This window comes from Pseudomonas sp. GM24 (assembly GCF_000282235.1).
Classification (GTDB): Bacteria; Pseudomonadota; Gammaproteobacteria; order Pseudomonadales; family Pseudomonadaceae; genus Aquipseudomonas.
The window spans coordinates 1-7,059 of the sequence record NZ_AKJR01000012.1 but is presented as its reverse complement, the minus strand read 5'-3'; the positions used below and the strand labels follow the sequence as shown (position 1 = coordinate 7,059).

The 7,059-nt window shown below is 61.2% G+C and carries 5 protein-coding genes; 3 read left to right on the top strand and 2 right to left on the bottom strand.

The window, feature by feature from the left end:
* Positions 1-82: 82 nt before the first annotated feature.
* On the bottom strand, positions 83-448 hold the full coding sequence (locus PMI23_RS00985) for a DUF6124 family protein (protein ID WP_007911549.1): 366 nt from the start codon (positions 446-448) through the stop codon (positions 83-85).
* A 513-nt stretch (positions 449-961) separates the two neighbouring features.
* Positions 962-1,978, bottom strand: a complete 1,017-nt coding sequence (gene gliR, locus PMI23_RS00980) for an AraC family transcriptional regulator GliR (protein WP_007911548.1) — start codon at positions 1,976-1,978, stop codon at positions 962-964.
* 210 nt (positions 1,979-2,188) lie between these two features.
* Here gliR and PMI23_RS00975 point away from each other — a divergent pair, with 210 nt between their 5' ends.
* Genes PMI23_RS00975 through PMI23_RS00965 form a run of 3 tightly spaced genes read left to right on the top strand, consistent with a single transcriptional unit; the run spans position 2,189 to position 6,971 of the window.
* On the top strand, positions 2,189-3,784 hold the full coding sequence (locus tag PMI23_RS00975; protein ID WP_007911547.1) for an FAD-binding oxidoreductase: 1,596 nt from the start codon (positions 2,189-2,191) through the stop codon (positions 3,782-3,784).
* A 5-nt stretch (positions 3,785-3,789) separates the two neighbouring features.
* Positions 3,790-5,382, top strand: a complete 1,593-nt coding sequence (locus tag PMI23_RS00970) for a glycerol-3-phosphate dehydrogenase/oxidase (RefSeq protein ID WP_007911546.1) — start codon at positions 3,790-3,792, stop codon at positions 5,380-5,382.
* A 20-nt stretch (positions 5,383-5,402) separates the two neighbouring features.
* Positions 5,403-6,971, top strand: a complete 1,569-nt coding sequence (locus PMI23_RS00965; RefSeq protein ID WP_042704866.1) for an FGGY-family carbohydrate kinase — start codon at positions 5,403-5,405, stop codon at positions 6,969-6,971.
* Positions 6,972-7,059 lie beyond the last annotated feature (88 nt).

Here is a 7,059-nt window from a genome sequence, read left to right as displayed (position 1 = left end):
GGGCTGGGGTGAGGGGAAAATGGCCCACCGAAAAAAGGAGCCCGCCACCTAACCATCACAGTTTGGGTCGCGGGCTTTTTCGTTACTCGGTCGGCACGAACTTATCGAGCACCTGATTGACGGCCATTTCCGCCACCATCACCACTTGCGCGATGCCTTGCAGGGTCTTGCGGTGCGAACCTTCGAGCACGGCGGCGAAGTCGTTGAGCATCACCGAGGCAGAACCCAGTGTTTCGCAGGCGTCGACCAGCAAGGGTTCAGTCGCGGATGCCGGGTTGGCCATGTAGAGGTGGTTGGGTTGGTAAGGCGTGGCCATGATCTGCGCGGTGGGTGGGGCGAGATAATGGTCGAGCGCGCGCTCGGCGGCTTCGTGGAATTTCTTCGAATCGGCGGATTCGTAGGGGGAGGCCGGGTCAGTGACCGGCGGGTTTGGCGTTACTTTGAACATGGGAGCGTACCTTTTAAAGCCGCATCCATTTCGCCGCTAAGCAAAAGGGAGGCAGCTGTGCGCAAGTTAGCGGACCGGTCGCATCCCACCCCGGCGCACCCGAAGGTGCCATGCGCACAGCTACCATTAAGCGCAGGCAAATACCTGACTGGATGATACTCGTGCAGCGGGGAGCGAATGTAGCCGAGCCGCTAAGCTCGATCACTGGGAATCAGTGACGCAATCAAGTTACGCAGCATGCTCAGGGCGCACAAGCCGGCGGATTCTGGCGCAGGCGTAGGCAGCGGCGCAAGGATTTGTGGGCTGTTTCGCGTAACGCTGAGTGTCTTTAAACACCTGTGGTGCGGGATGTTTATTGCGCTCAAGTATCGAAGATTTGCCTGTAGGAATTGTTGGCTGCCACTGACGCCATCGCTGGCAAGCCAGCTCCCACAGGTTTATGTGCAAGTAATAGATTTTGTGGACGACTCGGACACTGTGGGAGCTGGCTTGCCAGCGAAGGGGCCAGAACAATCAACCCCGATGCATCTGCCGAAACTCCCCCGGTGGCATCCCGCGTCGGCTCTTGAACGTGCGGTGAAACGACCTCGGTTCGGTAAACCCCAGATACTGCGCAATGTCCTGAATCGGCAACGTGCTGTTGAGCAAATAATGCTCAGCCAACTCCTGACGCAGATCATCGAGAATCTGCTGATACGACGTCCCCGCCTGATGCAACTGCCGCTGCAACGTGCGCACGGAAACAGCGAGCTGTTCGGCGACCTGCTCCTTGCGTGGCAAGCCTTCCTTGAGCAACTGCCGCAGGATGTTCTTCACCTGCTGCTCCAGCGACGCATCCTCAAGCGTCGCCATCAACCCCAACGCATGTTCTTCCAGCGTCCGCAGCAACTGCGCATCCGCTTGGCGCAACGGCAACTGCAAATACGCCAGCGGCACGACCAACGCCGAATACAGCTGATCAAACAGCACCGGGCAACCGAAAAACGCCTCGTACTGCGCCGGCGTGGCCTCGGCCGGGCATGAATGTTCCAACCAGACTGCGGCCGGCGACATCTGCGTATCAGCGATCCAGCGCGCATAGTGCAGCCATGACCCCAACACGTTTTCCACCAGATGCCGACGAATCCGTGGACGCTGATACCGGCAGGTCCAGATCAGATGCACGTGGCCATCCAGCACCTCGGCGCGGCTGACGCCCATGTCGCCGACCAGTTTTTCGAACGGCATGATCCGGCTCATCGCATCGCCCAGCGTCGCGCAGTTCATGGTGATGTAACCGAGCACGCTCCACGAATTGGGCAGGACGAAATTCGCCGCGTTGAGGCCGAACAGCGGATCGCCCGAGTGTTCGCAGAAATAATCCAGCAACCGTTCATGCGCCTCACCGGGCAAACGCAGGGTGTTGTCGCTCAACTGCTGCGCCTGCAAACCCGCTGCCGCCAACGCCGGCTCGATGGCCATGCCCAGCTGTTCGGCGTGGCGCAGGTATTTGAGCAGCGGCGGAACCGAGGTGAAGCCAAGCGATTGCATGATCCCATTCCTTTGATCAATGGCGGCGGAGGCGGACGAATAGCCTGAAAGGTAATTTGAAACCCCGACTAAAGTAAATGGCTGACGCTTGCGCGACGTTTGACTCAATTGGCTACACGAACTGGCCGGATGCGACCGTGACACTTTGCGGCCGCTGGCTAGTATGGGGGCCTGAAATATCACTGATCCGACGGTTAGAAGGACACACGCATGCGACGCTGGAACGGCTGGGGAGATGCAACCACGGTGGTCGAACTGCCGGCCCAGGGCGCGGAATTTCTTCATGAGCGACTGGGCGAGGGGCGCGCGCTGCCCGATGCGACCCTTGAAGCGGCATTGGCGCGTGTGCCGGCCTCGCGATTGTCGGCGCACACGTTGTACAGCGTCGATGCCAATGACCGTTTGCTGCATGCGCGGGGCCAGAGCCTGCCGGACTGGCTGGCGTTGCGCGAAGGGGCGTTGGGCAATTATCCGGATGCGGTGGCGTTCCCCGAGACCGCTGAACACATTCGCCAGTTGCTGGCGCTCGCTCACGAACAGGACTTGTGCCTGATCCCTTACGGCGGCGGCACGTCGGTGGCCGGACACATCAATCCACCAGATTCTGCGCGGCCAGTGGTGACGGTGTCGCTGGCGCGGATGAATCGCCTGATCGATCTCGACGAACAAAGCCTGCTGGCGACATTCGGCCCCGGTGCGAGCGGGCCGCAGGTGGAAAGTCAGCTGCGTGCGCGGGGCTACACGCTGGGGCATTTCCCGCAGTCGTGGGAGTTGTCGACGTTGGGCGGTTGGGTTGCCAGTCGTTCCAGCGGTCAGCAGTCGTTGCGCTATGGCCGGATCGAGCAGTTATTTGCTGGCGGGACGTTGGAAACCTTCGCCGGGCCTCTGGAAATTCCGACGTTTCCGGCCTCTGCCGCCGGGCCTGATCTGCGCGAAGTGGTGCTCGGTTGCGAAGGCCGTTTCGGGATCATTTCCGAAGTCAAAGTGCGGATCAGCGCGCTGCCTGCCGATGAGCGTTTCTACGGCGTGTTTCTGCCCTCTTGGACCAAGGCCCTGCAAGCCATCCGCCAATTGGCCCAGGCGCGCGTACCGCTGTCGATGCTGCGTTTATCCAACGCCGTGGAAACCGAAACGCAGCTGGCGCTGGCCGGTCATCCGCAACAAATCGCCTGGCTGGAAAAGTATCTGAAACTGCGCGGCGCCGGTGCGGGCAAGTGCCTGCTGACCTTCGGCGTAACTGGCAATCGTCGACAAAACGCACTGTCGCTGACCCAGGCACGACAGCATCTGAAGGCCTTCGGCGGCGTGTTCACCGGCACCTTGCTCGGCAAGAAATGGGCGCAGAACCGCTTCCGGTTCCCCTACCTGCGCGAGAACCTGTGGAACGCCGGTTATGTGGTCGACACCCTCGAAACCGCTACCGACTGGAGCAACGTCGACAACCTGCTCAACCTTATCGAAAACAGCCTGCGCGAGGCCTTGGCCGCTGAGGGCGAGCGTGTCCATGTGTTCACCCACCTGTCCCACGTCTACGGCGAAGGTTCGAGCATCTACACCACTTACGTGTTTCGCCCGGCGGCGGATTACCCGGAGACGCTGGCACGCTGGAAAGCGCTCAAACACGCGGCCAGCCAGACCATCGTCGACAACCACGGCACCATCAGTCACCAGCACGGCGTCGGCAAGGATCACGCGCCGTACCTGTTAAGCGAGAAGGGCGCATTGGCGATGGATACCTTGCAGGCGTTGAGCAAACACTTTGATCCGGCCGGGCGCCTCAATCCCGGCACGCTGCTGCCGGAGTGACGGCGATGAATCCGGACTGGAACGCCGCATGGCGTCAGCAGATTCTGCCGACGCTGGCCGAGGAAAGCTGGGACCTGATCGTCATCGGCGGCGGCATCAGCGGCGCCGGAATCCTGCGGGAAGCCGCGCGTCGAGGCTGGCGCTGTCTGCTGCTGGAACAGCGTGATTTTGCCTGGGGCACCTCTAGCCGATCGTCGAAAATGGTCCATGGCGGTTTGCGTTACATCGCCAAGGGCCAGTGGCGCCTGACTCGTGATTCGGTGCGCGAACGTCAGCGCTTGCTCGACGAAGCGCCGGGGTTGGTCGAGCCGATGAGCTTTATGATGCCGCACTATCGCGGCGGCTTTCCCGGGCCTCGGGTGTTGGGTGGCTTGCTGAGCGTTTACGACGCCTTGGCGGGACGGCGCAGCCATCGATTTCATGATGCGCAACAACTGCGTTATCTGGCGCCGGGCGTGAAGGAAATCGGCTTGCTCGGCGGCACCTGTTTTGTCGATGCGCTGACCGATGATGCGCGGCTGGTGATGCGTGTGTTGAGCGAGGCACGCGCCGATGGTGCTGTCGTGGTCAATGGCGTTCGCGTCGAACATTTACTGCGAGAAAAGGGGCGGGTGTGCGGCGTTGAAATCGAAGATTGCGAGGGCGGCGCTACCCTGCAATTGCGCTGCGGTGTGCTCGCTGTGGCGACTGGTGCGTGGGCTGAGCGTTTGCGGCCGACTGAGGCACCACGGCAATTACGCCCATTGCGTGGCAGTCATGTATTGCTGCCGGGTTGGCGTTTGCCGGTGGCGCAGGCGTTCACTTTTCTGCATGAGCGCGATCGGCGTCCGGTGTTTGTTTTTCCGTGGGAGGGCGCGACGGTGGTCGGTACTACAGACCTCGACCATCGCGACGATCTGGATCAGAGCGCGAGCATCAGCGCTGAAGAACTCGGCTATCTTCTGGCGGCCTGCACGCAACAGTTTCCCGGCGCAGTTGTGACGGCTAATGATGTGCTGTCGACCTGGTCCGGCGTACGTCCGGTGGTGGGCAGCGCGGGTGCGCATCAAGACAAGCCGTCGAACGAAACCCGCGAGCATGTGCTGTGGCAGGAGCCCGGTTGCGTGACGTTGGCCGGCGGCAAGCTGACCACGTTTCGCCCGCAAGCCATCGAAGTGCTCAAGGCCTGCGCGAGCATGCTGGGTCGTCCTTTCATCGATGACGCCGCGCCAGTGTTTGCCGCTGTGCCTGCGCTGCCGATTGCTGAATTGAGCAGCCATCAGTGGCGACGTCTGGCAGGACGGCATGGCCGAGAACTGCCAAGGCTGGCGCAATTAATCAAAGAAATCGGCCACGCCACGGTCGGCGCCACGGACACCTTGTGGGCGGAATTGGCCTTCGCCTGTGAGACTGAAATGGTCTTGCACCTCGACGATCTGCTCCTGCGCCGCACGCGTCTGGGCCTGCTGTTGCCGCGCGGTGGCGAAGAATATTTCACCGCCATTCGCCAACTCTGCCAGCCACGACTGGCCTGGTGCGACGAACACTGGCAGCAGGAAGAACAGCGTTATCGGGCGTTGTGGCAACGCCATCACGGTTTGCCGGATGCCACGCCTTGATGCCCCTTGAAGAGAGCTCCATGGATAACCACCCGAACAAGCGTTACCTGCTGGCCATCGACAACGGCACCCAGAGCGTGCGCGCGCTGCTTTTCGATTTGCAGGGCAATCTGCTCGGCAAAGGCAAGGTCGAGTTGCAGGCGTATTACTCGACGCAGCCGGGCTGGGCCGAGCAGGATCCGGAGTATTACTGGGCGAAACTCGGCGAGGCGTGTCAGCAGGTCTGGCAACAGACGGGGATTGATCGCTCACAGATCGCCGGCGTTTCCCTGACCACGCAGCGCGGCACGGTGATCAATGTCGATGCCGAGGGCAAGCCATTGCGCCCGGCGATTCTGTGGCTCGATCAACGGCAGAGCGAAGTCGAGGGCGGGATCAAAGGGCCGTGGGGCTGGCTGTTCAAACTGGTCGGCGCGCAAGGCACCGTGGATTACTTTCGCGCCCAGGCTGAGGCTAACTGGATAGCAAAACACCAGCCTGACGTGTGGGCGGCGACTGACAAGTTTTTGCTGCTCTCGGGGTTTCTCACCCATCGACTGTGCGGACGCTTTGTCGACTCGATCGGCTGTTGCGTTGGCTACCTGCCGTTCGACTTCAAACGCCTGAAATGGGCTGCGCCGAGTGACTGGAAATGGCAGGCGCTGGCGGTGCGTCCCGAGCAATTGCCGAGCTTGCAAAAACCTGGTGAAACCCTTGGCTACATCACCGCTGAAGCCGCTCGCCACACCGGCATTCCCGAAGGTTTGCCGTTGATTGCTGCCGGCGCCGACAAGGCTTGCGAAGTGGTCGGTGCCGGCGTGGTCGATGCGAATACGGTGTGCCTGTCTTACGGCACCACGGCGACGATCACCAGTACCCGCTCGCGCTATCTGGAAATTGTCCCGTTGATCCCGCCGTACCCCTCGGCAGTGCCGGATCAGTACAACTGTGAGGTGATGATTTATCGCGGTTACTGGATGGTCAGTTGGTTCAAGAACGAGTTCGGCTTGCGCGAGATGCAGCAGGCGAAAGAGCAGGGCATCGAGCCGGAGCAGTTGTTCGATGCGCTGGTCGATGCGGTGCCGCCGGGATCGATGGGTTTGATGCTGCAACCGTACTGGTCGCCGGGGATTCGCGAGCCGGGTGTGGAAGCGAAAGGCGCGATGATTGGCTTCGGTGATGTGCACACCCGGGCGCATATTTACCGGGCGATTCTTGAGGGGCTGGCGTATGCGTTGCGTCAGGGCATGGAGAATATCGAGCGGCGTTCGAAGGTCTCGGTCAAGCGTCTGCGCGTTGCCGGTGGCGGCTCGCAGAGTGATGCGGCGATGCAGCTCACGGCGAATATTTTCGGCCTGCCGGCGGAGCGTCCGCATGTGTATGAGGCTTCGGGTCTGGGCGCAGCGATTTGTTGTGCGGTGGGGTTGGGGCTGCATGCGGATTTCCCCACGGCCATCGCGGCGATGACCCGGGTCGGCGCGGTTTTCACACCGCAGCCCGAGGCCCGGAAAATCTATGAGCAACTGTACAAAGAGGTCTACCTGCGCATGTACCGCCAGCTCAAACCGCTGTACCAGAGCATCCGCAAAATCACCGGTTACCCCGCCTGAAAGAACACCACCAATCCCCTGTAGGAGCTGCCGAAGGCTGCGATCTTTTGATCTTGTTTTTTAAGATCAACGTCAAAAGATCGCAGCC

What these genes read in the sequence shown, in the direction of transcription:
- PMI23_RS00975 (WP_007911547.1), top strand. Translation starts at nt 2,189, where the DNA reads ATGCGACGCTGGAACGGCTGGGGAGATGCAACCACGGTGGTCGAACTG.
- gliR (WP_007911548.1), bottom strand. Translation starts at nt 1,978, where the DNA reads ATGCAATCGCTTGGCTTCACCTCGGTTCCGCCGCTGCTCAAATACCTG.
- PMI23_RS00970 (WP_007911546.1), top strand. Translation starts at nt 3,790, where the DNA reads ATGAATCCGGACTGGAACGCCGCATGGCGTCAGCAGATTCTGCCGACG.
- PMI23_RS00965 (WP_042704866.1), top strand. Translation starts at nt 5,403, where the DNA reads ATGGATAACCACCCGAACAAGCGTTACCTGCTGGCCATCGACAACGGC.
- PMI23_RS00985 (WP_007911549.1), bottom strand. Translation starts at nt 448, where the DNA reads ATGTTCAAAGTAACGCCAAACCCGCCGGTCACTGACCCGGCCTCCCCC.